At 58.4% G+C, this 22,502-nt stretch carries 18 protein-coding genes and 2 pseudogenes; 15 read left to right on the top strand and 5 right to left on the bottom strand.

The window, feature by feature from the left end:
* Positions 1-102 precede the first annotated feature (102 nt).
* Positions 103-552: pseudogene (locus BK660_RS04005) on the top strand (phospholipase D-like domain-containing protein); the annotation flags it as partial.
* Positions 553-600: 48 nt separating this feature from the next.
* On the top strand, positions 601-999 hold the full coding sequence (locus BK660_RS04000) for a YfeK family protein (RefSeq protein ID WP_123432184.1): 399 nt from the start codon (positions 601-603) through the stop codon (positions 997-999).
* A 112-nt stretch (positions 1,000-1,111) separates the two neighbouring features.
* On the opposite strand, the gene BK660_RS03995 is transcribed toward BK660_RS04000, so the two are convergent.
* From BK660_RS03995 to BK660_RS03980, 4 genes are all read right to left on the bottom strand, one after another.
* A complete protein-coding gene (locus tag BK660_RS03995) occupies positions 1,112-2,146 on the bottom strand; it encodes a sensor domain-containing diguanylate cyclase (RefSeq protein ID WP_123432183.1) in 1,035 nt (344 codons plus the stop codon).
* 166 nt (positions 2,147-2,312) lie between these two features.
* Entirely contained in the window at positions 2,313-3,608 is a 1,296-nt protein-coding gene (locus BK660_RS03990; protein WP_123432182.1) for an OprD family porin, read from the bottom strand.
* Between the two features lie 132 nt (positions 3,609-3,740).
* The gene (locus tag BK660_RS03985; protein WP_123432181.1) at positions 3,741-4,196 is read right to left on the bottom strand and encodes a type II 3-dehydroquinate dehydratase; all 456 of its coding nucleotides are present in this window, start codon (positions 4,194-4,196) and stop codon (positions 3,741-3,743) included.
* A gap of 15 nt (positions 4,197-4,211) precedes the next feature.
* Entirely contained in the window at positions 4,212-5,567 is a 1,356-nt protein-coding gene (locus BK660_RS03980; RefSeq protein ID WP_123432180.1) for an MFS transporter, read from the bottom strand.
* Between the two features lie 163 nt (positions 5,568-5,730).
* Here BK660_RS03980 and BK660_RS03975 point away from each other — a divergent pair, with 163 nt between their 5' ends.
* The 10 genes and pseudogenes from BK660_RS03975 (at position 5,731) to BK660_RS03930 (ending at position 19,098) form a co-directional block, all read left to right on the top strand.
* Entirely contained in the window at positions 5,731-6,615 is an 885-nt protein-coding gene (locus tag BK660_RS03975) for a LysR family transcriptional regulator (protein ID WP_123432179.1), read from the top strand.
* Positions 6,616-6,618: 3 nt separating this feature from the next.
* On the top strand, positions 6,619-8,010 hold the full coding sequence (locus tag BK660_RS03970; RefSeq protein WP_123432178.1) for an MFS transporter: 1,392 nt from the start codon (positions 6,619-6,621) through the stop codon (positions 8,008-8,010).
* A gap of 442 nt (positions 8,011-8,452) precedes the next feature.
* Positions 8,453-10,111 carry a bifunctional 3-(3-hydroxy-phenyl)propionate/3-hydroxycinnamic acid hydroxylase MhpA gene (gene mhpA, locus BK660_RS03965; protein ID WP_123432177.1) on the top strand — a complete coding sequence of 553 codons (1,659 nt, stop codon included), beginning with the start codon at positions 8,453-8,455 and terminating at the stop codon, positions 10,109-10,111.
* A gap of 2 nt (positions 10,112-10,113) precedes the next feature.
* Positions 10,114-10,761 carry a TetR/AcrR family transcriptional regulator gene (locus BK660_RS03960; RefSeq protein ID WP_123432176.1) on the top strand — a complete coding sequence of 216 codons (648 nt, stop codon included), beginning with the start codon at positions 10,114-10,116 and terminating at the stop codon, positions 10,759-10,761.
* 208 nt (positions 10,762-10,969) lie between these two features.
* Entirely contained in the window at positions 10,970-11,584 is a 615-nt protein-coding gene (locus tag BK660_RS03955; RefSeq protein WP_123432175.1) for a TetR/AcrR family transcriptional regulator, read from the top strand.
* 86 nt (positions 11,585-11,670) lie between these two features.
* Positions 11,671-12,762 carry a VOC family protein gene (locus BK660_RS03950; protein ID WP_123432174.1) on the top strand — a complete coding sequence of 364 codons (1,092 nt, stop codon included), beginning with the start codon at positions 11,671-11,673 and terminating at the stop codon, positions 12,760-12,762.
* An 81-nt stretch (positions 12,763-12,843) separates the two neighbouring features.
* Positions 12,844-13,800 (top strand): fumarylacetoacetate hydrolase family protein, encoded by a 957-nt coding sequence (locus tag BK660_RS03945; RefSeq protein ID WP_123432173.1) that lies wholly within the window; start codon positions 12,844-12,846, stop codon positions 13,798-13,800.
* Entirely contained in the window at positions 13,800-15,701 is a 1,902-nt protein-coding gene (locus BK660_RS03940) for an acyl-CoA synthetase (protein ID WP_123432172.1), read from the top strand. Before BK660_RS03945 ends, BK660_RS03940 begins: the two co-directional genes overlap by 1 nt.
* Before the next feature lie 158 nt (positions 15,702-15,859).
* Positions 15,860-17,140, top strand: a complete 1,281-nt coding sequence (locus tag BK660_RS03935) for an outer membrane protein transport protein (RefSeq protein WP_123432171.1) — start codon at positions 15,860-15,862, stop codon at positions 17,138-17,140.
* Positions 17,141-17,238: 98 nt separating this feature from the next.
* Positions 17,239-19,098: pseudogene (locus tag BK660_RS03930) on the top strand (ABC transporter ATP-binding protein).
* 163 nt (positions 19,099-19,261) lie between these two features.
* Here the strand turns inward: BK660_RS03930 and BK660_RS03925 are convergent.
* Positions 19,262-19,816 (bottom strand): YdeI/OmpD-associated family protein, encoded by a 555-nt coding sequence (locus BK660_RS03925; RefSeq protein ID WP_123432170.1) that lies wholly within the window; start codon positions 19,814-19,816, stop codon positions 19,262-19,264.
* 221 nt (positions 19,817-20,037) lie between these two features.
* On the opposite strand from BK660_RS03925, the gene BK660_RS03920 reads away from it, so the two are divergent.
* The 3 genes from BK660_RS03920 to BK660_RS03910 all read left to right on the top strand — a co-directional run bounded on the left by BK660_RS03920 (position 20,038) and on the right by BK660_RS03910 (position 22,494).
* Positions 20,038-20,862, top strand: coding sequence for an alpha/beta fold hydrolase (locus BK660_RS03920; RefSeq protein WP_123432169.1), 825 nt, complete (start codon positions 20,038-20,040; stop codon positions 20,860-20,862).
* A 536-nt stretch (positions 20,863-21,398) separates the two neighbouring features.
* A complete protein-coding gene (locus tag BK660_RS03915) occupies positions 21,399-21,950 on the top strand; it encodes a chalcone isomerase family protein (protein ID WP_123432168.1) in 552 nt (183 codons plus the stop codon).
* A gap of 19 nt (positions 21,951-21,969) precedes the next feature.
* On the top strand, positions 21,970-22,494 hold the full coding sequence (locus BK660_RS03910) for a DUF3833 domain-containing protein (RefSeq protein WP_123432167.1): 525 nt from the start codon (positions 21,970-21,972) through the stop codon (positions 22,492-22,494).
* Positions 22,495-22,502 lie beyond the last annotated feature (8 nt).

Raw genomic sequence — 22,502 nt, 5'->3', positions numbered from 1 at the left:
ACGAGCCCAGTCAGGCCTTGCCGGCGAGCGGTTCGGCGTTCGGTCGTTCCATCCAGGCCCAGGCAGCCCCCCATCAAGGCCAATCGGGCTTTCGCTTGCTATCCTTACCGCAAAACCTTGCTGGAGCATGGTGTGCAGCTGTTCGAATTACGCCGCCAGTCCGGCAATAATGGCGACAGTGACAGCGAGCCGCGCCTGTTTCACCGCGGATCCTCCAATAGTTCCGACTCCAGCCTGCATAGCAAGGCGATGATTTTCGACCAACAGAAAGCTTTTATCGGCTCGTTCAATTTCGACTCTCGCTCATTACTGTGGAACACCGAAGTCGGGGTGTTGGTGGATAACCCGGAACTCGCCGGACGGGTGCGCGAACTGGCACTGGAGGGTATGTCACCCACTCTCAGTTATCATGTTCTGCTGGAAAAGAATCAGCTGGTCTGGGTCACCGAGGATGACGGCAAACAGCATACGTTGACCCAAGAACCTGGGAGTTTGTGGCGACGCTTCAATTCGTGGCTTGGCAGCACGATCGGGCTGGAGAGGATGTTATAGCTGTTGGCGGTCACTCCATTCATTGCACTTTCAGGACCAGGATGAATCATGCGGATGTGGATGAGGGGCACAGCGCGGCTTATCAGCCATTTGATAATGGCGGCGGGTATCAGCCTTATCGCAACTGTCACTAGTGGGCAGGTTCCAGCCACACCTCAAGCCACTCAAGAGATAAACGGCTTGCTGGACTATGTCGAACACAGTGAGTGTCACTTTGTGCGCAACGGGAGCGAATATTCAGGCCCTAGCGCTCGGGCGCATCTGGAGCAGAAGCTGAGGTATCTGGAAGGCAAGAACATGGTGAACAGCGCAGAAGACTTCATCGATCTTGCTGCCACTAAAAGCAGTATGAGTGGCCGTGCCTATGAGGTGCGATGTTCAAAAGGCGTAGAACCGGCAAGCACCTGGTTGAAGAGGGAACTTCAGAGGCAACGGCAACTTCATTGATTTTGTCTCAAGTCCAATAACAGTCAGTAATGCGACGCCCCAGTTGAATCCACAGACGATTGCTACCTATCGCGAGGGGCATCAGTCGACCCCTGGCTGAGCGTCTACTTTCCTAAAACCGCTGACGATTTCGTTGCTGTTTCACCTTATACATCTCTCGGTCTGCCAGCTTTATGGCCTCGTCCACCGTCATACTGCCCGGCATCACGGCCACTACTCCAACACTCGCGCCGGTGTATTGAATATCACCAAGACCGTGGCCCAGTTCATATCGCCCAATCGTCGCTTTGGACAGGCGATCCTGGAGCAGTTCGGCGGCATGTCGCATGTCTTCCGCCAGCTCCAAGTGTTCGGAGGGTGTGCCCAGGGCGATCACGATGAACTCATCACCTCCCGTGCGCCCGATGATGTCGCTGGTTCTGAGGCCATGCTGCAGATGCGCGGCCACACCGCGCAGCAGTTGGTCGCCTGCCAGATGACCGTGGGTATCGTTGATGAGCTTGAACCCATCCAGATCGATGACACCCATGAGGATGTACTTGCTCTCCCGCTGGGCCAGGGCGAACAGGCGTGCGGCATCGTTAAGAATGGCACGCCGGTTGGACAGGCCGGTGAGTGGGTCTGTCAGGGCCAGCTTGGTCAACTCGGCGTTGGCCGTCTGGAGTTGCTCAACCAGCAGCCCACGTTCAAGGGAATAGCCCAGCAACCCTGACAGCAGCATCAGCAAGGGTTCCACTTCAGGAGAGCGGGCCACCTGATCCGAGCTGGCGGCACAGACCGTCCCCAGCAGTTGCCCATCCTGGGACCTGATGGGCGCGCTGACGTAGGTCATGATGCCCAAGGCTGCGGCGGCCTCCGAGTCCCCCCAAACGTCGGCAACGTTATCCGAGTACATGCGATTCTCGTCCAGCGCCCGCTTGCACAGCGTATCTGTCCAAGGCACGACCAGCCCTTCAGGAATCACCATGTCACCGACATTACGTGCGAACTCGACACGCTGGACACCCGCGTCGGTATCGATGGTCGTCAGGTAGGTCGACTCCATACCGGTTATCCGGCTGAGCAGGGACAGCAAGGGCCGCGTCAGCTGTTCCAGGGTTTTGGCTTTTGGAAGGGTTTCGGAGAGAAGAGAAAGAACCTGATCCATTTGAGCGCGCCGATAGCGAAGGGGTATTTCGATTATCGGCTAATCGGCGGATTGCTGAACAGTGCAGGGGCGTTCGAGGGCTGCTCTCGACCCAGGCTTGGTGAAAACACACTAGACCACGCGGCCCTATCCAATTGGATAGAGCCGCGTGGTCATCTTGATCGCCTTACAACAACGAAATCGGGTAGCTGATGAAGAGCCGGTTTTCGTCGAATTCGTTGGTGCTGAAGTTCTTCCGGATGCTGGAATTTCTCCATTTGACGCTGAGGTTTTTCAGGGCGCCAGACTGAACCACATAGGCCAGTTCCGACTCGCGACCCCATTCCTTGCCATCGGTTATTGCACCGGTGTGCACATTATCGCCACTGATGTAGCGGTTCATCATGGTCAGGCCCGGGACGCCCAGTGCGACGAAGTTAAAGTCATGGCGAACCTGCCAGGACTTTTCCTGCGCATTGTCGTAGCTGGAGTTGTAGCTGTCGTTCGCCAATGTGCCGCCGCTGGCGCCGTTGACCCGCATCCAGGCGTTATCGCCGGTGAGCTTTTGCAGGCCCACGTAGAACGTGTTGCCCCCCAGTTTGGCGGAGAACAGGCCGAAGGCGGTCTTGTTGTCCAGGTCGCCGGCCAGGCTGGCGCCGTTTTCCCTGCCCGAGAAAAAGCCCATGTTGGCGCCCAATGTCCAGTCACCCACGGGTTGCGTGTGGTTGAGGCTGAAGTATTGCTGCTGATAGATGTCTTTAAGTTCGTCGTACCACAGCCCAACCGTGGTGCGCTTTTCGTTGAAGGTGTATTCACCGCCACCGAAGTTGAATCGGTCGGAGGTGAACGCAGGTTTCCCGTTCATGGACATGTCTTCCATGCTGGCGTCATTTCGCGGACTGTTCTGCTGGAACTGGCCGCCATACACCGTCAAGCCGCCGACCTCCTGGGAGGTGACCTGAGCACCACGAAAGGTCTGCGGCAACGAGCGGCCGTCATCCGAACGCAGGATCGGCAGGGTACTTACCCATTCGCCGACTTTGACGACGGTTTTTGAAACCTTGGCCTTGGCGGCAACCCCCAGGCGTCCAAAATTGTCGGCAGGCTCTCCATCACCATGGACGGGCAACAGTTGCGTGCCGGCAGTGCCTTTACCGCCGTCGAGTTTTTGCGAATAAAGGCCCAGTACATCCACGCCGAAACCTATCGGCCCTTGGGTGTAGCCGGAGCGGGCATCGAGGATAAAGTTTTGCGTCCATTCCTCAGCTTTGTTTTGAGGTGCGGCAGCATTTGGGTAGACGGGATTGACGAAGTTGCGATTGATGTAGGCGTTGCGCAGATTGAGGGTGGCCGTAGCGCCCTCGATAAAACCGCTGTTTTCATCGGCCTGAACGACCGTGGCCGAGCCGGCACTGAGTGCCAGGGTCAGACCGATCAATGAGTAGTGGGCGGGCACGTTACGGCGAAAACAAGTGTGGCGCATGGGGGTAGTCTCGCGATGAATTATTATTTTTTTCGGCACGTTTTTGCTGCCGGCGACTGAATTTCAGGTGCAGGCGACCCTGGCAATAATTTGCCAAGGGACCGCCGTGCAAGCGTCTGGAGAAGAGGTGTATTAGTGGTTGGCAACCCGACGACGCAGCAGGTCGTCAATGGCCCTGATGGCCAGCGGATAACCGTCCGCGCCCATGCCGCAGATCACCGCATTGACCACGCCGGACATGATCGAGTGGCGGTGCAGTTCATCGCGGGCATGGATGTTCGACAGATGCAGTTCGATCAGCGGTGTGTCGAGCAACTTCAGGGCATCGAGGACCGGAATCGAGTGAAACGAAAAACCGGCCGGGTTGATGATCAGTGCCGCGCCTTGTTCAAACGCCTCCTGAATCCAGTCGACCATCACGCCTTCGTGGTTGGTCTGGCGAAAGTCGCAGACCAGGTCAAGTTCCTCGGCCAGCCTTTCACTGGTCTGGCGAATCTGATCGAGCGTGGTGTGGCCGTAAATGTGCGGCTCGCGACGACCCAGCAGGTTCAAATTAGGGCCGTTGAGGATGAAGACGGTGCGGTTCATGGTCGTCCTGCTGCGTTATTTGGAAAGAATGGCTGAAGCGCGAGTGTCGACGGCGTCGTCTTTGGCGACGGCGTTAAGGTCGATGCCGCGGGTTTCCGGGCCGATGACGATCATTGCCAGCGAGATCAGGTTGATCACCGCGCACAGCGTCACCAGAGGCCACGGCGAGTTGTTCGACTGGCTCATCATCCACACGGCGATCATCGGCATAGGGCCGCCAATCACCAGGTTGGCGCCGGTGTAGGCCAGTGCCGAGCCCGAGTAACGAACCTGGGTCGGGAACGCTTCGGCGAAGGCCACCGGCTGGATGCCGCTCTGGAACTGGGTGAAGCCCAGGAACAGCCCCATGATTGCCATGATGGCGGGGACGTTGAGCGTGTTGAGGATCGGGAAGTAGACGAACAGGATCAGCAAGGTCATGCATGAACCCAGGGCCAGCGCCTTTTTACGGCCCCAGCGATCTGCCAGATAACCACCGGCCAGCGCACCGAAAATGGCGCAGACGTTCGCTACCATCAGCGACATGAAGCCCGTTTGCTGGCTAAAGCCCAGGTGCTTGGTCAGGTAGCTGAGGGAAAAAATCACGATCAGGTAGAACAGCGCAGCGGGCGAGCAGAAGAACAGCATCAAGCGCAGGATGGTCTTGTAATGGCCGCCGACGGCAGATTTGAGCGGGCTTTTTTCCTGCTTGACCGGGGTCTTTTTCAAGGCGACGAAGGCTGGGGTTTCATCGACTTTCAGGCGGATGAAGATCGCGACCACCACCAGTACGAAGCTCATGAGGAAGGGGATTCGCCAGCCGAAACTTTCGAATTGCTCACTTGATAGTGTCGCTGCCAGGCCCATCAACACACCATTGGCCATTATCTGGCTCAGCGGTGAGCACAACCCGAGCATGCCCGAATAACGTCCGCGGCGATCGGGGGACGCGTGCTCCAGCGCCATCAGTTGCGCGCCGGTGGACTCACCGCCCAGGGCGAAACCTTGAACGATCCGCAGCAGCACCAGCAGGATCGGCGCCCAGATCCCCACCTGGCCGTAAGTGGGCAACAAGCCCATCAAGACCGACGCCAGGCCCATCATGGTCACGGTGGCCAACATCAGGTTACGGCGGCCGAGTTTGTCGCCGAGGTAGCCACACGTAATCGCGCCCAATGGCCGCGCGGCCAGGCCAACGCCGAAGGTCGCCAGCGAAGCGAGCAGGCCGGCAGTCGGTTCCATCGCCGGGAAAAACAGCTTGGGCAGAATGGTCGCCGACACGGCGCCATAGAGGGTGAAGTCAAACCACTCCAGGGCAGTGCCGATGGTCGCGGCGGTCACCGCTTTGCGAGGCATGCGCAAATCATGAGTCTCGTGACTGGTTGTGCTCATTGAGGTGCTCGTCATTTTTTATGGTTATGGGGTACCGCGACGATCCAGCCCGGGCGAGGGCGCCAGCAGAAACGTCGAAGTGAGTAGACGTTAACCCATACGCTCGGCAGAATAATTATCGAAATCCAGACAAATAGATAAGCTGGCCTTATGGGTAGGGATTATGGAACTGCGTCACCTGAAAGCCTTTGTGGTCGCGGCCGACCTGCAACACTTTAGTCGCGCGGCCGAGCAACTGGGCATTGCGCAACCGGCGCTGAGTCAATTGATGCGCACGCTCGAGTCCGAGCTGGGGCTGGTATTGTTCCGCCGGGAGAACCGCGGGGTGGCGTTGACCGCTGCCGGCGAGGCGTTTCTGCCCCACGCCCGGCAGTCCATCGAATCCAGCGAACTGGCCATCGCTGCAGCCCGGCGTGCCAGGCGGGGGGAGGTGGGCGAGATCAACATCGGCTACCACTCGGCCTTGTTCGAGGCCAATTTGCCGCAATTGCTCCGGCATTACTTCAGCACTTTTCCCGAGGTCAAGGTGTCGCTGGTGGACGCCGGCATTCGCGCGCAGTTCGACATGTTGCTCGACCACAAGCTCGACCTGGCCTTTGCCAGGGTGTTCAAGGATCACCTGCCGGACCGGTTGCGCACCCATCATTTCAGCCAGTCCAGACTCGTCCTGCTGATCCCGGACAACCATGAACTGGTCGACAGCTTCAGCGGAGACCTGGCCACGCTGCGCCATGAAAAGTTCGTGTTCCTGCAGGACAGCGCCGGCATCGGCCTGACCTCCCACACGCTCCAGGCGTGCCGGCAAAACCAGTTGCACCCGCAGAACATCATGTACGTGCCGTCGCTGATGAGCATTCCCGGGCTGGTAGCCGCCGGCATCGGCCTGAGCATCGTGCCTGAAACCATGACCCGCCTGACCATGCCGGGTATACGCATTGTGCCCCTGGACCAAGCGGAAATGGTCAGTGAGCTGTCGCTGATTTCACGGATTGACGAGCGTTCCAGTGCAGTCCTGCACTTTATCGAAGAGGCTCATGGCTGGGGATAACCGATGTCGCAACGTCGCTCAACAATGATTGCCCTTTTGGTCGCGGTCACGTTCTTCATGGAGAACCTCGACGCCACCGTAATCGCCACCGCGCTGCCAGACATGGCCAGAACCTTCGGCGTGCCGGCGGTGGACGTGAACATCGGCATGAGCGTGTACATGCTCGCGGTGGCGGTGTTCATTCCGATCAGCGGCTGGTTGGCCGATCGCTTCGGCCCGCGTCTGGTATTCAGTTCGGCGATCGTGCTGTTCAGTCTGTCTTCGTTGCTCTGTGGCTTGAGTGACAGCTTGCCGGCCTTTGTCGCCGCACGGGTGCTGCAAGGCATCAGCGGCGCGATGATGGTGCCGGTCGGACGTCTGGCGGTGCTGCGCACGACCGAGAAGAAAGACCTGGTGCGGGCCATATCCTTTATCACCTGGCCCGGTCTGGTCGCCCCGATACTCGGCCCACCCCTGGGCGGTTTCATCGTCACCCACGCGACTTGGCCGTGGATTTTCTACCTCAATCTGCCGTTGGGTGTATTGGCCTTGATCGCTGCACTTGTGCTGATTCCCAGGCACGAGCAGGTTATTGCCCGGTCCTTCGATTTCATTGGTTTCATGCTCGCGGGCAGTGCCAGTGCTGCGCTGTTATTCGGCATGGAGCTGCTCGGGCAAAGTCCGGCCAATGGGTTGTCGGCACTGGCGCTCAGCAGTGCAGGGGGGATGCTTGGTGTCCTCGCCTGGCGGCATATGCGTCGGCATGGGCAACCGTTGCTGGCGCTGGACGTATTGGCCATCCGCACCTTCAGCGTCTGTCTATATGGTGGGTCGATCTTTCGCATCGCCATCAGCACCTTGCCGTTTCTCCTGCCGCTGATGTTTCAACTGGCCTTTGGGCTTTCTGCGCTGGATTCAGGGCTGCTGGTGCTGGCCGTCTTTGCCGGAAACCTGGCCATGAAGCCGTTCACGACCCTGGTGATGCAACGTTGGGGCTTTCGCCCGGTGCTGATGATCAACGGTGTCCTTGGCGTACTGGCGATAGCGGCCTGTGCCTGGCTGGACCAGCAGATGAGTTGGGCGCTGGTCATGTGCATTCTGTTTGTCGGTGGTTTGTCGCGATCCATGCAGTTCACCGCGTTCAACACCCTGGGCTTTGCCGATGTCCCCAAGGAACAGATGAGCGAAGCCTCGACCTTGTTCAGCATGTTCTTCCAGCTGAGCATGGCGATGGGGGTTGCCGTGGGGGCGTTGCTGCTGCGCCTTTCAATGAGCATCCATGGCAATACCGGGACCGCAGAGACGGTCGACTTTCAGCTGACTTTCCTGTGTGTCGCCGTGGTGGCGGCGGTCGCATTGCTGGACATCCTGCGATTGCCAGCGAAGGCGGGGGAGTCGGTGTTGCAGCGGACGTAGAAGGGAGAATGCCCAGGGCAATCGCCACACTCGCTACGCACTGTGTCGAGCATACCGGCACCTTCCGTGCGGGCTGGCCGGCCAGCCCCCTTTCGCTCGCCGAAACGGCGGGTGTTTGTCGACTTCATGGCCAGGCATTTGCTAGCGGCGTCCGCAGAGGCAACACCCTCGATGTCGCTCAACGTTTCCCCGATGCGGCGCACTACCTGAAATTCTGCCACGCGCCCAAACAACCTCGTCACTGCAACCGATGAATGGCGGAAGCGGATGTGTACGCCTGTATCTCAGCGCGTCCGGCCGGTCACATCACGGTTTTTCAATGATCTCAAATTTTAATGACGAAAACATCAATATTGAAATGTCTCTCAATTTTGCATACCTTGACCCTGCCTGACGATGAGACCTGCGCGCCTCACGACTTCAATCACAACAAGGGCTCGAGATGAACAACAACAAAAAAGATTCCGAATTGCCTCCCTCCGCCGTCGACGTGCTGGTCGTCGGATACGGTCCGGTCGGTGCAACAATCGCGGCGCTGCTCGGCCGCTACGGGGTGACGACCCTGGTGCTGGACAAACTCCATGAAATCGTACTGATGCCGCGAGCCATCGCTCTGGACAATGAGGCCCTGCGCATCCTGCAACTCGCCGGACTGTCGGAAGACGCTTTCGAGAAAATCGTCATTCCTGAAGTGAAGATGCACTCTCCGGTCCTCGGGCAATTCGGTCGAGCCAATACCGAGGGCTGTATCGATGGCCATCCCAAGCTGGTGACGTTCTATCAACCCGACCTCGAACAAGCGATGCGAGGCCAGGTTTCCCGGCTGAAATCAGTGACCAGCCTGGGTGGTTTCGAGCTGGAGAGTCTGGTTGAGGAGGCGGAGTGCGTGGTCGCCACCGTGCGGGATCAAAATGGACAATCGCATGCGGTTCGCGCCCAGTACCTGATCGGTGCGGACGGCGCCAGTTCCAGGGTCAGGGCGCTGATCGGCCAGGAGTTCGAAGGACAAACCTATGCAGAGGATTGGTTGATTGTCGATGCCAAGAACCGGCATCAGTCCGCCATTGATCACATTGAATTTATCTGTGATCCGCGACGGCCCACGCCGCACATGCCGGCCCCCGGTGGAAGGGAGCGCTGGGAATTCATGTTGCACCCCGGCGAATCGCGGGAGGAGTTGGAAAGCCCGGAAAGCATCGCCCGACTCATTGCGCCATGGGTCAATCCGTTGGAACTGGAAATCGAACGCAAGGCGGTGTATCGATTCCACGCGCGTTGCTGCAACCGGTTCAGCAAGGGGCGTACTTTTCTCGTCGGCGACGCCGCACACATCACCCCGCCCTTTGTCGGGCAAGGTCTTGTTGCGGGCCTGCGTGATGGTGCCAACCTGGCCTGGAAGCTGGCTTGGGTCCTTCGTGGCCACGCCGCGCCGGCGATACTCGAGACCTATGATGTAGAGCGCCGCCCGCATGCTCAGGCGATGATCAACCTGGCAAAACTCATGGGCCGTCTGGTGATGCCCAAGAACAAGATCGCGGCGTTCTTCATCCACGGCCTGATGCGCATGCTGGCGTTGACTCCCGCGACCAGAAGGCACTTCGAGCAGTTGGACATCAAGCCGAAGAACACCTTCAAACACGGCCTGTTTGTGGCGCATCGTCGGGGTGACAAGCTGGTCCGTGGCAGCCTCTTTCCCCAAGCCTGGGTTCGCACCCTGCAAAAGCAGATCAAGCTGAGTGACGATGCCCTGGGAGACAACCTGACCCTGGTGGGATTCGGTGTTGACCCGTTGTCGCTGCTCACCCCTGATCAGATCGTTGCCTGGGAAAAAATTGGGGGCCACTTTTTGGAGGTCAGACCCCGCGGTCAACGCTCCGGCGGCAGTTGTGACTTCATTGAGGACATGAACCATGAGATCCTGCCGCTGGCTGCGAAAGGCACACTCGTTGCCGTTCGTCCGGACCGTATTATCATGCACCACGCCCCTGGCACAGAGGCCAGCAGACTCCTTCAAGACTGCCGGGGCCTGCTGATGAGTGATGACGCCACTTCGAGCAGCGCTTCCATTACCATCAACGAGCCGATTCGATTGCGAGCTTAATCATGCATTCCCCTCTACCTCCTTCAGAAACTGATGAACCAGAACCTCTCACCAGAGGGCACAAGAAGCGCGAGCGCACCCGTCGCGGTCTGGTAGATGCGGCCTTGCGACTGGTCGCACGCAAGGAGGTGGGGGAGATCGCACTGCTTGAGGTGGCCGCGGAAGCCGCGGTATCCAATGGCACCATCTACAACTATTTCCGAACGCGCGACGAAGTATTGGAGGCGGTGGGGATTGCCATGGCCGCCGAGTTCTCTGACGCGATTTCCGTCTTGAACGCGGACGTGAAATGCGGAGCACAGCGGCTTTCGATTGGCGTACGCATGTTTGTGTGTCGGGCCGCCGCTGATCACCAATGGGCGAATGCATTGCTGCGCATCATCCATTTCGACCAGGCCATGCGCTCGCGATTGGCGACTCATGTAATGAGCGATCTGCGTGATGGGCAGCGTGCGGGCACGTTGACTTATGAGGACGAAGGGGTTGCCCTCGACATCGTTCTGTCGTGCACAACCGGAGCCATGCGCGCAGTGGTCGAGGGGCGTGCGGTGGTGGAGCACGATGTGCGGGTCGCCGAAATGATTCTCCAGGCCCTGGGCGTTACGCCTGCCAAAGCCCGGAAAATCGCCGGAAAGCCGCTACCCGCCTGATCGGGTGTCACCCTCGATCTGCCAGGCTGGATACGAATGAGCACGTGTGTTCATTCGTATCGAGCTTTACCAAGCCTCTCAATTCATCCTCAGCACTAATTTATTGCAGCTATCACTGAGTGTTTCGTCGTTAATTTGAAAAACTCTGTTGATGTCAATTGAACACGGGTGTTCAATCTCTCCATGAGGTAATCCTGGAGAGAGAACCGTGGAATCCCTGAATCCAACACAGCGCCGCATTCATCAAGCCGCCTTTCGCCTTTTCGCTGAAAGAGGCACTTCACAAGTGAACATCCTCGACCTCGCACAAGAGGCGGGCGTGGCGCGCGGAACGGTTTATAGCAACATCGACAGCATGGAAAGCCTGTTCGAGGCGGTCGCCAGCCATCTCGCGAGGGAGATGCATGAGCGCGTCAACAAGAGCTTTGATGCACTGTCTGATCCCGCTCAGCGCCTTGCCAACGGCATTCGCCTTTTCATTCGCCGAGCGCACGAAGACTCCCAGTGGGGGGCCTTCATCCATAAATTCGCCATGAGCAATGCTTCGTTGCGCGAAATGTTCAGCAGCCAGGCGACAACCGATCTTCTGAGCGGGCTTTCCACCGGGCGCTACACGTTTGCGCAGGAGCAATTGCTCTCAGTGCTGACGCTGATATCGAGCAGCGTCCTGGGCTCGATTTTCCTGGTACTGGAAGGTCACCGAACGTGGCGCGAATCGGGCTCTGACACCGCCGAGCTGGTACTGCGGGCATTGGGTGTGCCACCCGGGGAGGCTCGTGCACTGGCGACCGTAGAGTTGCCGGTACTGCCGTCTCTCGACTGAGCTCGTCACTGATTTGACTGGATAAACCCCCTGATTTTTCAGGGGGGCGGGACAGCTTTGCCCTAAAAACCCGGAAAACAACAACAATGAACAACACAAACGAATTGCACCGGTTGACGACACCACACCCCGCGCGGCATCCGCAGCCGACGGTGAAGGCTCAGGATCTGACGCATCTGATCTTCCAACGGCCGGACATGAATGAGGCGGCGCGTTTCCTGAGCGACTTCGGCCTGACGGTCAGTCGGCAGGACGCCGAGACACTCTATCTGCGGGCCACCGACGCCACTTCATATTGCTACCGTGTGCATCGTGCCGAGGATGCACGTTTTATCGGGTTCGGACTCGCCGTGCAGTCTCTGCATGATCTGGAAAAGCTCGCTCGAATCCCTGGGGCGTCATCGGTAGAGAAGTCGGAACATCCTGGCCACGGGTATTGCGTCAGACTGACCGATCCTTCCGGTTTTATTGTGGAAGCCGTTTGCGACCAGGCGCCCAGTGAAACGCTTGAACATAGAGCGCCTCTCCCTTGGAATCTGGCGCACGAGCAACCGCGAATCAACGCCACGCAGCGCCCGCCAATTGCGCCGCCAGAAGTGCTCAGGCTTGGCCACATCGTGATTGAAGTGGCCGACTACCAGGCGACCTGCGCCTGGTATACGCAGCATTTCGGGTTCATTCCCAGCGATGTACAGGTGCTTCCCGACGGCACGCCTATCGTCGCGTTCATGCGCCTCGATCTCGGTGACAGTCCCGCCGCGCACCATACGCTCGCGATCGCTCAAGGGTTCATGGCGACCTACAGCCATAGCGCCTATGAGGTCGTCGATGCAGACGCGGTGGGCATGGGGCAACGCGTCCTGCGCGAGCGAGGATGGGAGCATTCATGGGGCATTGGCCGACACATCCTGGGCAGTCAGATCTTCGATTATTGGCAAGACCCTTGGGGTGACAAGCACGAGCATTACTGCGACGGAGATCTGTTCACGGCCACTCGGCCTACGGGTATCCACCCGGTAAGCCCCGAAGCAATGGCGCAGTGGGGGCAGCGCATGCCCAAGAGTTTTACAAAGCCCAAGATGAGCTTGAGCAATCTTCGTGCGCTGTTCCTCAACCTGCGACGCAGTCCGGACCTGACGATTCGCAAGTTGATAACGCTTATGCGGATGTTTGGCTAGATCCGCCAGCCCCCCACAGAACAACACCAAAGTTCTCGCGCCGTCGAGTGCGGGACAAACGCCGCTCCAGGAGTACCTTCAATGTCTGCTGTACACGTAGTCCGCTTTGAATTTCAGAACGGTATCCACTGGGGCGTGCTTCGCCAGGGCCGTATCACAGTCATCCCCGGTGTTTTTGAAACCACCGGTGACTTCATCCGCCAGAACAGTATCGACGACCTCGCTCAACTCAAAGGCGAGGAACTGGAGGAGGGCGCAGTGAAACTGCTGTCGCCGGTGACCCGTAACCAGCAGTTCGTTTGCCAGGGCGCCAACTATCGGCAGCATATGATCGAGTCCGGCATGGACCCGGATGCGAAGAAATTCAACATGATCTTCACCAAGGCAACGAGTTGCCTGGTGGCGGCTGACAGCGACCTGATCAAGCCGCGCACCGTGCGCTTCCTCGACTACGAGATCGAACTGGGCCTGGTGATGAAACGCGCGATCAGCGGTTCCGTGTCGGTCACTGACGCCAATCTGCATGAGTTCATCGCCGGTGTCGTCATCGTCAATGACTACTCGGCCCGCGACATTCAGATTCCCCAGATGCAATTCTACAAGGGCAAGAGCTTCCGCACGTTCGGCCCGGTCGGTCCTTACCTCTGCCTGCTGGATGCCAAGAGCATGCATTACCTCAAGGCACTGCAGCTGCGCCTGACCGTCAACGAACAGGTGCGACAGAACGACAGCACGGCCAACCTGGTTTACGGCCCCGCTGAAACCCTGACCGAGCTCTCCGCCGTGCAAGATCTCGCCGTCGGAGACTTGATCGCCACGGGCACGCCTGCCGGCTGTGCGCTAACGATTCCTTCGCCTGGCAAAATGCGCATTGCAGCCCTTTTGCCAGAAGCCACCAAGTGGAAGCTCTTTCTCAAGGCGCAAGAGGGACGGACTCAGTACCTCAAGGCGGGTGACGTGGTCGAGGCGCGAATTCGCAGTGCCGATGGTGTGATTGACCTTGGTGTGCAACGCAACCGAGTCGTGGGGGAAGCCTGATGGTTGTGCAGACCCTGAACGACATTGAAAGTATCGAGCGAGTCCCCTTGTCGGACCATGGACTGGCTTGCAGCACTTATGAAGCGTTGCGTCTGGCGGTCGAGCGCACCCCCCAGGCACCGGCGCTGAGCTTCTTCGCCGATGCCGCCGATTTCAAGCGAACCCATGAGTGGAACTACGCCCAGCTCTTTGGGGAGATTACCCGCGCGGCGAATGCCTTCCATGACTTGGGCATAACACCGGGTGAGGTGATTGCCTTCATCCTGCCCAACCTGCCGGAAACCCACTTCACGCTATGGGGCGGGGAGGCAGCGGGCATCGTCATGGCGATCAATCCTCTGCTTGAGGCCAAGCAAATGGCGGCCTTGCTGAATGCCGCCAAGGTCTCCGTGGTGGTGACACTCGCGCCGACGGCGGGCAGCGATCTGTGGCCCAAACTGGCTTCGCAGCTGGATCAGTTACCCACGGTCAACTCGGTTGTCTGGGTCAGTATGGAACCCTATGGCGCAGAATCAGTGCGCGGGGCCCGGAACGCCATGGCACTGAAAGAACGAGACTTGCACAGCGGTATTGCGATCCACGATTGGCGTGCGCTGATGGACACTCAGCCGCACACCTACCTGAAGAGCGGTCGGCAAATCCGCCAGGATGAATGCTCCTCCTACATCTGTACGGGCGGCACCACCGGGCTCCCCAAGATTGCCGCACGTACCCATGGCTCGGAAGTATTCAATGCGTGGGCCATGGCTGCCCATATGCAGCCACGCAGCAGTGGTCAGGTGATCTTTTGTGGTCTGCCGCTGTTCCATGTCAATGGGCAACTGGTGACGGGACTGATGCCCTGGACGCAAGGCGACCATGTGATCCTCGGGACGCCTCATGGCTATCGTGGCGAGGGGGTGATCTCACGATTCTGGGAGATGGTCGAGCACTTCGGTATCAACTTCTTTTCCGGCGTGCCAACGGTCTATGCCGCACTTCTGCAAAATGAATGTGAGGGCCGCGACCTGTCCAGCCTTCGCTACGCAATGTGTGGCGCCGCACCGATGCCGGCTGAGCTTTTCCGCGAGTTCGAGCGCCGGACCGGGGTAAAGATCCTTGAAGGTTATGGTCTGACTGAGGGCGCCTGCGTCTCCTCAGTCAATCCGCCCCATGGCGAGCGCCGCATCGGCTCCATCGGGATACGGATCCCTTACCAGAACATGCGCGCGGTCTTGCTCGATGATGCCGGGGAGTACCTGCGCGATGCCAGCGTGGATGAGATCGGCCTGATCACGATCAGTGGACCGAACCTCTTCGAAGGCTATCTGGAGGCGCGTCATAACCAGGGCCTCTGGATCGATATCGACGGTCAACGCTGGCTGAACACGGGCGACTTGGGTCGCCAGGATGCGCAGGGTTACTTCTGGCTGACCGGGCGCAAGAAGGAGTTGATTATCCGTGGCGGCCATAACATCGATCCCAAGCAAATCGAGGAGGCGTTGCAGGCGCATCCCGCCATCGCCTTGGCCGCTGCTATCGGCAGCCCCGATGCCTATTCGGGCGAAGTACCGGTCGCCTACGTTCAACTGCGCCTTGGGCATGCCTGCAACGCAGAAGAGCTTGAGGCGTTCGCGCATCTCAACATCAGCGAGCGGGCAGCCGTTCCCAAGCGCATTGAAATCCTCGACGCGTTGCCACTGACCGCCGTGGGCAAGATATTCAAGCCTGCCTTGCAGCAGCGGGAGATTTCCAGAGTCGTCCGGCAGGAAGTGGACCGTCTGTGTCTGCAGGACGTTGACGTAGCGGTGGTACAGGATGGACGGCGCGGTCTGGTCGCCTGCATCCGGGCGGGACGCAATCAGGAAACACTGGCCCTGCTTCTAGGGCGCTATAGCTTTCAAGTGGAGTGGCTTGAATGAGTGTGACTTCGCCTCCGTAAGTTAAGCAAACATGCCCTGGTACTCATCAACCGGGGCCTTTTTCACAACGTCGATCCATGCCAACCGGCACTGCCAAGTGCACCGGAAGGCGAAGCTTTGCCTGCGCACCAATCAATAAAAACAATACGAGGTGGGAAATGAAACCGATCAACTCCTGGATAAAATTCGCAGGTGCCGCCGCAATACTCAGCGCTTCCACAAGTGCGGCGGCCAATGGCATTGCCTTGAACGAACAAAGTGCAAGCAGCGCGGGAACCGCTTATGCCGGAAGGTCGTCTTCCGCGCTGGATGCCAGCACCATCTTTGGCAACCCGGCAGGCTTGACCAAGTTGAAGCGCAGTGAGGTTTCCGGCGGCGCCGCAGTCGTCTCGGTGAGCGACGACATCAGCCATGCGCAAAGCAGTGCCCCCGGTACGAATAAGGGGGACTCGGTGCCGTTGGGGGTTGTGCCCTTCGCTTATATGTCGACGCCACTTGATGATCGTTTTTCGATTGGCCTGGGTCTCTATGCGCCGAGTGGTCTGATCAATGATTACGAGAGCAGTTTTCAGGGCCGTTACCATGGTTCCTATAGCACGACCAAGGAAGTCACCCTGCAGCCCACCATTGCCTGGCGAATCAATGATTACGTGTCCATTGGTGGTGGGCCGACCCTAAACCGTTTCGATGCAAAGCTTCAGAATTACCTGGCCACCGGCGCCCTGAACAACGGCCAGGACACGCTCGTCACCATCAAAGGCGATGACACCGCACTTGGCTACAACGTCGGCGTCTTGTTTGATTTGAGTGAGGCGACCCGTTGGGGGATTAACTATCACTCCAAGGTGAGTTATGAGCTCAAAGGACACACTGAGGTTTCCGGTTCGCCGAGCGTTGTCCCGCTGGACGGAAACTATGACAACAAGATAGACATCACCATGCCCGAATCCGTGGACACGTCGATCACCCATCATTTCAATAGTCGCTGGACGGGCTACCTGGGCACCACCTGGAAACGCTGGAGCCGGATCCAGAAGGTCGAGGCCGTCAACAGCGGTCTTTCACCCTTGGGCCAGGCGGCGGGTCTGGGAAGTGTGACCGAAGAAATGAACTGGCGTGACACTTGGGCCACCGCCGTGGGCGCCTCCTATCAATTGAACCAGCAATGGCTGCTGCGCGCAGGCTACGCCTATGACCCGTCCCCCATAAGGAATGCCGATCGCAGCGTGCGTGTTCCGGTCGGGAATCGCCAGGCCGTGACCTTGGGCGGCGCTTACTCCCCGAATGCCGATCTGACGATCGACTTTGCTTATGGCTATCTCTGGGATTCGAACGTCTCGGTAAAGCAGTCGAACGACTCCGGTCTTCAACCTGAATACAGTGCCAACTACGAAAACAGCGCGAATGGAATTTCAGTGCAGGCAACCTATCGGTACTGAGCGACACGACTCCATTTTTGATCGACGTCATTTTTGTCAGCCTTCCTGCAACCGTTCAATGGCAGAATCTCCTCAACTTGACCGTTTTGGAGAACACCATGCTTCGTGCGTTTGAACGAAGGCTCGACCCTTTTCCTCCTGACGAGGTGCCACCACCGCCCGCCGGCCTGGCTCGCTTCCTGTGGGCGTGCACGCGTGGCGCCCGCGGTTACATCCTTGCGCTGGCGCTGCTCAGTGCCGCGGTGTCGATTTACGAAGCCTGGCTGTTTTCCTTCCTCGGGCAGGTCGTGGACCTGCTCTCGACCTGGCAGGCCGGCGGTGAAGCGGCGGTGCAGGAAAGTCGCGTGTTGTGGGGCATGGGCATTGTCATGGTGGGCAGTGTCGGGCTCGTGGCGTTGCGCACCATGGTGCAGCACCAGATATTGGCGATTAACTTGCCACTGCGGCTGCGCTGGGACTTCCATCGCCTGATGCTGCGGCAAAGCCTTTCGTTTTTTTCCGATGAGTTTTCCGGCCGGGTCACGACCAAGGTGATGCAGACAGCGCTGGCCGTACGCGACGTGCTGTTCACCCTGATCGAGATCGCCCCCGGGATTGGCGTGTATTTCATCGCGATCATCGCCCTGGCCGGCGGCTTCTCCCTGAAACTGATGCTGCCTTTCGTGGCCTGGGTCGCGTTGTTCGGGCTGGCCATGCTGTATTTCGTGCCCCGCCTGGGGAAAGTCGGGCAGGAACAGGCCAATGCGCGGTCGATGATGACCGGGCGTATCTCCGACGCCTACACCAACATCACGACGGTGAAACTGTTCTCACACTCCAATCGTGAAGCGCATTTCGCCCGTGCCGCGATGGAGGATTTCAAGCAAACCGGTTTCCGCCAGATGCGCCTGGTCAGCCAGTTCTAGATCGTCAACCAGGCGTTGGTGGTGGCGTTGATCATGGCCGCCGGTGGCTATGCGTTGTGGCTATGGCACCAAGGCGAGGTCGGCGCAGGTGCCGTGGCGGCCATCACCGCCATGGCGTTGCGTATCAATGGCATGTCGCACTGGATCATGTGGCAGATGACCGCGCTGTTCGAGAGCATCGGCACCGTGCAGGACGGTATGGCCACCTTTACCCGTGGCCCCAAGGTCAAGGATGCGCCGGACGCGGGCGTGCTGGCGACCTCCGGCGGGGCGGTCACCTTCGATAAGGTGAGCTTCAACTACGGTGGCGAACGCCAGGTGCTCGATGGCCTGAGCCTGAACATCCGCCCGGGCGAAAAAATCGGTCTGGTGGGCCGCTCCGGTGCCGGCAAATCCACGCTGATCAACCTGCTGCTGCGCTTCTATGACGTCGACAGCGGAGAGATTCGCATCGACGGCCAAAACATCGCACACGTGACGCAAGACAGCTTGCGCAGCGCCATCGGCATGGTCACGCAGGACACCTCGCTGCTGCACCGTTCCATTCGCGACAACATCGCCTACGGCCGTCCCGATGCGACCGACGCGCAGATCCGCCATGCGGCGGCCAACGCTCAGGCTCATGAGTTCATCAGCCAACTGAGTGACCGGCAAGGCCACACCGGCTACGACACCCTCGTGGGTGAGCGCGGGATCAAGCTGTCGGGCGGCCAGCGTCAACGCGTCGCGATTGCCCGTGTGATGCTTAAGAACGCCCCGATTCTGCTTCTCGATGAGGCCACCAGCGCGCTGGACTCGGAGGTCGAAGTCGCGATCCAGGAAAGCCTCGATGAAATGATGCAGGGCAAGACCGTGATCGCCATCGCTCATCGGCTGTCCACGATTGCGGCGATGGACCGGCTCATCGTCATGGATGACGGACGCATCATCGAGCAGGGCACTCACACCGAATTGCTTGCAAAGAACGGACTCTATGCACGGCTGTGGCAGCATCAAAGTGGTGGGTTTTTGGGTGAGGATATGGGCGTGGTCGAGGCAATGGATCCGGTGTGAGCGTGAAGGGACAGCAGGGGGCGAGAGAGGAGGGGTATGGCGATTGCCACTACCCTTTGCAGACATTCATGACAACTAAGCCAAAAGGCCGGCTTAGCCGGCCTCGGTGAACGAAGCGAACGATGTGAACGCATTGTCCGGCGTATTCCACGTAATGCCCCCTTTAAAAACTATCTGCCTCGGGCGCACGGAAGGCCTTACTGTAGAAGCCGGACTGGTCGAAACAGCAAACGTGCTTCTTGCCGGATGCAAGCATATCGCACGCATCACCCATTCGTTTTGCGCGCGTCTTAAGTTGCTTGGCTGAAGTAATCCAGTGTATCCAGTCTACTCGTGCGATGGTCGTCGTATTATTCCAGACTTTACGAGCCTCAGGACTGGCTGCCAGTGCCTCCTGAAAATCGGCTGGGATCTCAGGCTCGGGTTCCTTCTTCACAGGGGCGAGCTCCAGTGTAACGGTGTCCCCAACGGCCGCGCCTGCAGCTTCGAGTAACTCTCTGCTTACCTGCAACCAATGGCTCAGCTGACCATCCGGCTCAAGGGTTGCCTGGAAGTGGTGCCCATTGATGGTGCCTTCAACTGTCGTCCTTCCTCGCCTCGGAAGCTGTTCACTCGCGTCTCTTGGCAGTACTACGAACGCCCACGACGTATCATTACCTGGCTTTGTCGGACGAAGTAGCTTTGCTTCGAATCGGGATTTCACATCGATTGCTGTCATTGCAACTCCTCCAACTAATGCGCCTGACTACTATCCGGCGACATCACTGTCGGTTTAAACCTGACATTGATGAAGCCAGGCCCAACTGCGGTAACAGTTCAGTGAAGACGTTCGACGCTACCTATTAGCCACTAGTCTGTCCAGCGGCTGCTTGGGTCACGCTTTTTTGCACCGCAAACGTCAGACGCTGTCTTAATAGCGGGTAGGCGAAGGTGGAAGCCATGACAACGCACAAATTGACCATTAAAGACTTGCAGTTGAACGTTTCAATCCGCGGCCAAGGCTCGCCGCTGCTCTTGCTCAATGGCCTGGGTGGTTTGATCCGTACCTTCGATCCCCTGCGCAATGAACTGGTGGACTACAGGACCATTACGCTGGACGTGCCCGGGGTCGGCAAATCGCAAATGCCCCGCTGGCCGATGCGTCTGCCGCGCCATGCTGACCTGATCGCTGAAATGCTCAAGCAATTGGGAATCGAGCAGGTCGATGTGTTCGGCGTGAGTTGGGGCGGCGCATTGGCGCAAGAATTCGTCCTGCGTCACCCGAGCATGGTGCGCCGCTTGATCCTCGCGGCGACCTCGGCCGGCCCGGCGATGTTGATGAAGCCCGCCGATATCCTGGATTTTTTTGGCAGGAGCAAAAGCGCCAGATCGGGGAAGCAAGAAGGCTCGCGCAATTCGCTACAGACGCTGCTGCGCTTCGGTGTGGTAAACGGCATGCTTACGGTCAATCCGCGAACCTATTACCACCAACTCACCGCCTTGGTCGGCTGGACGAGCCTGCTGCGGTTGTCACGCCTACGCCAGCGCACGCTGATCCTCACCGGTGAACGCGACACTCTGGTGCGGCTGTACAACGCGCAGATCCTGCGCCGCACCATTCGCTGTGCCGAACTTTACGTCCTGCAGGGCGAGGGGCATTTTTTCGTGGTGACCAGCGCCAGGCGGACCGCCGAAGTGATACGCGAATTCCTCTGCCAGCCGCATGGCAATGAAGAGCCCGCGTCGATGATCGCCAACGGCATGTTCGAGCCACGCCTGCTGTAATCCGAGCGCAATTGCCTCGCTGATGCGGGAACAGGGGCGGATTTATGATTCCCTGTCAAACGACGGCTTTTGGCCAATAACTGCCCGTCGCGAGAGGCAGACAGCGACCCATTGCGGACATTGATGCGAGACAAACTCGTGGCGCCTGACCGTGAGTGGCCACTGCTTTTTGTTGTACGTGCCGGATAAGTTTGTATATGTCTTGTGCCAGACAGGCCTCAAAAGCCAACGGACAGTGTCCACTTCAGCACCTGTTGCTGACCTCCAGATCACCAGAAGACGCTGCCGGCATCATCAATGCGCGCCGAAGCTGACCGCTGGTACCACTCATTGGCGGAAAATTTTCTTCAATGCGTGCCTCGCACTCGCCTGTTTTTCGACGCAGATAGCCTTCAAGTGCGTGTCAATCAAGTCATTTGACCGGGGCCGTGGTTTCCGTTTTTGTGGGTACAGTCGAGTTTTAAACGTTAGCTGTACAAATTAAGTATTTGGTATAACTTTTAAAGGCGCCTATTGAGTCATATCGAGGGCTTTGCATGACCAGGCAGACGAGCCGCTTAATCCACCACGCTATCTGTTTTGTTCTGATGCTCCAGAGCGCAGAACTATTTGCTGATTGGCGCGAAGCTATTCCCAATGCTCGTCGGCTGGGTTACGGGGAGATGCGCGTATTCGGGTTTTCCATTTACAGCGCGCAGTTCTGGAGCTCACGCCTCATTGCCGGTGAAACGCTGGATGCGGATGTGCCTTTTGCGCTGGAGCTGACCTACAGTCGCGCTATTAGTCGCGATGATCTGGTTGAGGCCAGCATCAAGGAAATCCGTCGCCTGTCGCCCAACACTCTGAATTCAGAGCTGATGGCCCGCTGGGAGTCGGAGATGTTTCAGGCGTTTGTCGATGTGCGTGCCGGTGACCGCATCACTGGAGTTTACATGCCTGGAGAGGGCGCACGTTTTTACGTCGGTGAGAACCTTCGGCATGTGGTGAGAGATGTTGCGTTCGCCAAAGCCTTTTTTTCTATATGGCTTGACCCCCGAACACGCAACCCGGAGCTGCGCGCCCAATTGCTGGGAGCCGCCAAACCCTGAAACCGTTGAGGAAATGCACATGTTGAAGATAGGGATACTGCTGCTTTGTATTGGCCTTGCAAGTTGCAGCCGGGTGGATGTGCAAACCTACAGCCAGGAGACGCCCACGCTTGAGCTGAGAGAATTCTTCGAGGGTCGGGTTGAAGCCTGGGGTATGTTTCAAAAGCGTTCTGGCGAGGTCACCAAGCGCTTCCACGTGGAGATCATTGGTCACTCCGAAGGTAGCAAGCTGATACTCGACGAATCATTTACGTACAGCGACGGTACCCAGCAAAAACGCGTGTGGACGTTAACCCCGGCTGGCTCCAGCCAATGGCGCGGAACCGCTGGCGACGTGGTGGGCGAGGCGCTTGGTGAGGTGGCAGGCAATACACTGCGCTGGAACTATGTGCTGAGCCTGCCGGTGGATGGCAAGGTGTATCAGGTTCAGTTAGACGACTGGATGTACCTTATGGACAAGAACACTATGATCAATCGCTCGTTCATGACCAAGTTCGGGGTGGAGGTAGGCCAGATCACCTTGTTCTTCCGCAAGCAACCTTGAATCAAAAA

It is taken from the genome of Pseudomonas brassicacearum (assembly GCF_003732265.1).
Lineage (GTDB): Bacteria > Pseudomonadota > Gammaproteobacteria > Pseudomonadales > Pseudomonadaceae > Aquipseudomonas > Aquipseudomonas brassicacearum_D.
Note: the sequence above shows the minus strand (reverse complement) of the source record. Positions and strands in the feature narration are given on the sequence as shown.

Bases quoted from the DNA above. Each gene is read 5' to 3' on its own strand.
- BK660_RS04000 (WP_123432184.1), top strand. From the start codon at position 601: ATGCGGATGTGGATGAGGGGCACAGCGCGGCTTATCAGCCATTTGATA.
- BK660_RS03995 (WP_123432183.1), bottom strand. From the start codon at position 2,146: ATGGATCAGGTTCTTTCTCTTCTCTCCGAAACCCTTCCAAAAGCCAAA.
- BK660_RS03990 (WP_123432182.1), bottom strand. From the start codon at position 3,608: ATGCGCCACACTTGTTTTCGCCGTAACGTGCCCGCCCACTACTCATTG.
- BK660_RS03985 (WP_123432181.1), bottom strand. From the start codon at position 4,196: ATGAACCGCACCGTCTTCATCCTCAACGGCCCTAATTTGAACCTGCTG.
- BK660_RS03980 (WP_123432180.1), bottom strand. From the start codon at position 5,567: ATGAGCACAACCAGTCACGAGACTCATGATTTGCGCATGCCTCGCAAA.
- BK660_RS03975 (WP_123432179.1), top strand. From the start codon at position 5,731: ATGGAACTGCGTCACCTGAAAGCCTTTGTGGTCGCGGCCGACCTGCAA.
- BK660_RS03970 (WP_123432178.1), top strand. From the start codon at position 6,619: ATGTCGCAACGTCGCTCAACAATGATTGCCCTTTTGGTCGCGGTCACG.
- mhpA (WP_123432177.1), top strand. From the start codon at position 8,453: ATGAACAACAACAAAAAAGATTCCGAATTGCCTCCCTCCGCCGTCGAC.
- BK660_RS03960 (WP_123432176.1), top strand. From the start codon at position 10,114: ATGCATTCCCCTCTACCTCCTTCAGAAACTGATGAACCAGAACCTCTC.
- BK660_RS03950 (WP_123432174.1), top strand. From the start codon at position 11,671: ATGAACAACACAAACGAATTGCACCGGTTGACGACACCACACCCCGCG.
- BK660_RS03945 (WP_123432173.1), top strand. From the start codon at position 12,844: ATGTCTGCTGTACACGTAGTCCGCTTTGAATTTCAGAACGGTATCCAC.
- BK660_RS03940 (WP_123432172.1), top strand. From the start codon at position 13,800: ATGGTTGTGCAGACCCTGAACGACATTGAAAGTATCGAGCGAGTCCCC.
- BK660_RS03935 (WP_123432171.1), top strand. From the start codon at position 15,860: ATGAAACCGATCAACTCCTGGATAAAATTCGCAGGTGCCGCCGCAATA.
- BK660_RS03925 (WP_123432170.1), bottom strand. From the start codon at position 19,816: ATGACAGCAATCGATGTGAAATCCCGATTCGAAGCAAAGCTACTTCGT.
- BK660_RS03920 (WP_123432169.1), top strand. From the start codon at position 20,038: ATGACAACGCACAAATTGACCATTAAAGACTTGCAGTTGAACGTTTCA.
- BK660_RS03915 (WP_123432168.1), top strand. From the start codon at position 21,399: ATGACCAGGCAGACGAGCCGCTTAATCCACCACGCTATCTGTTTTGTT.
- BK660_RS03910 (WP_123432167.1), top strand. From the start codon at position 21,970: ATGTTGAAGATAGGGATACTGCTGCTTTGTATTGGCCTTGCAAGTTGC.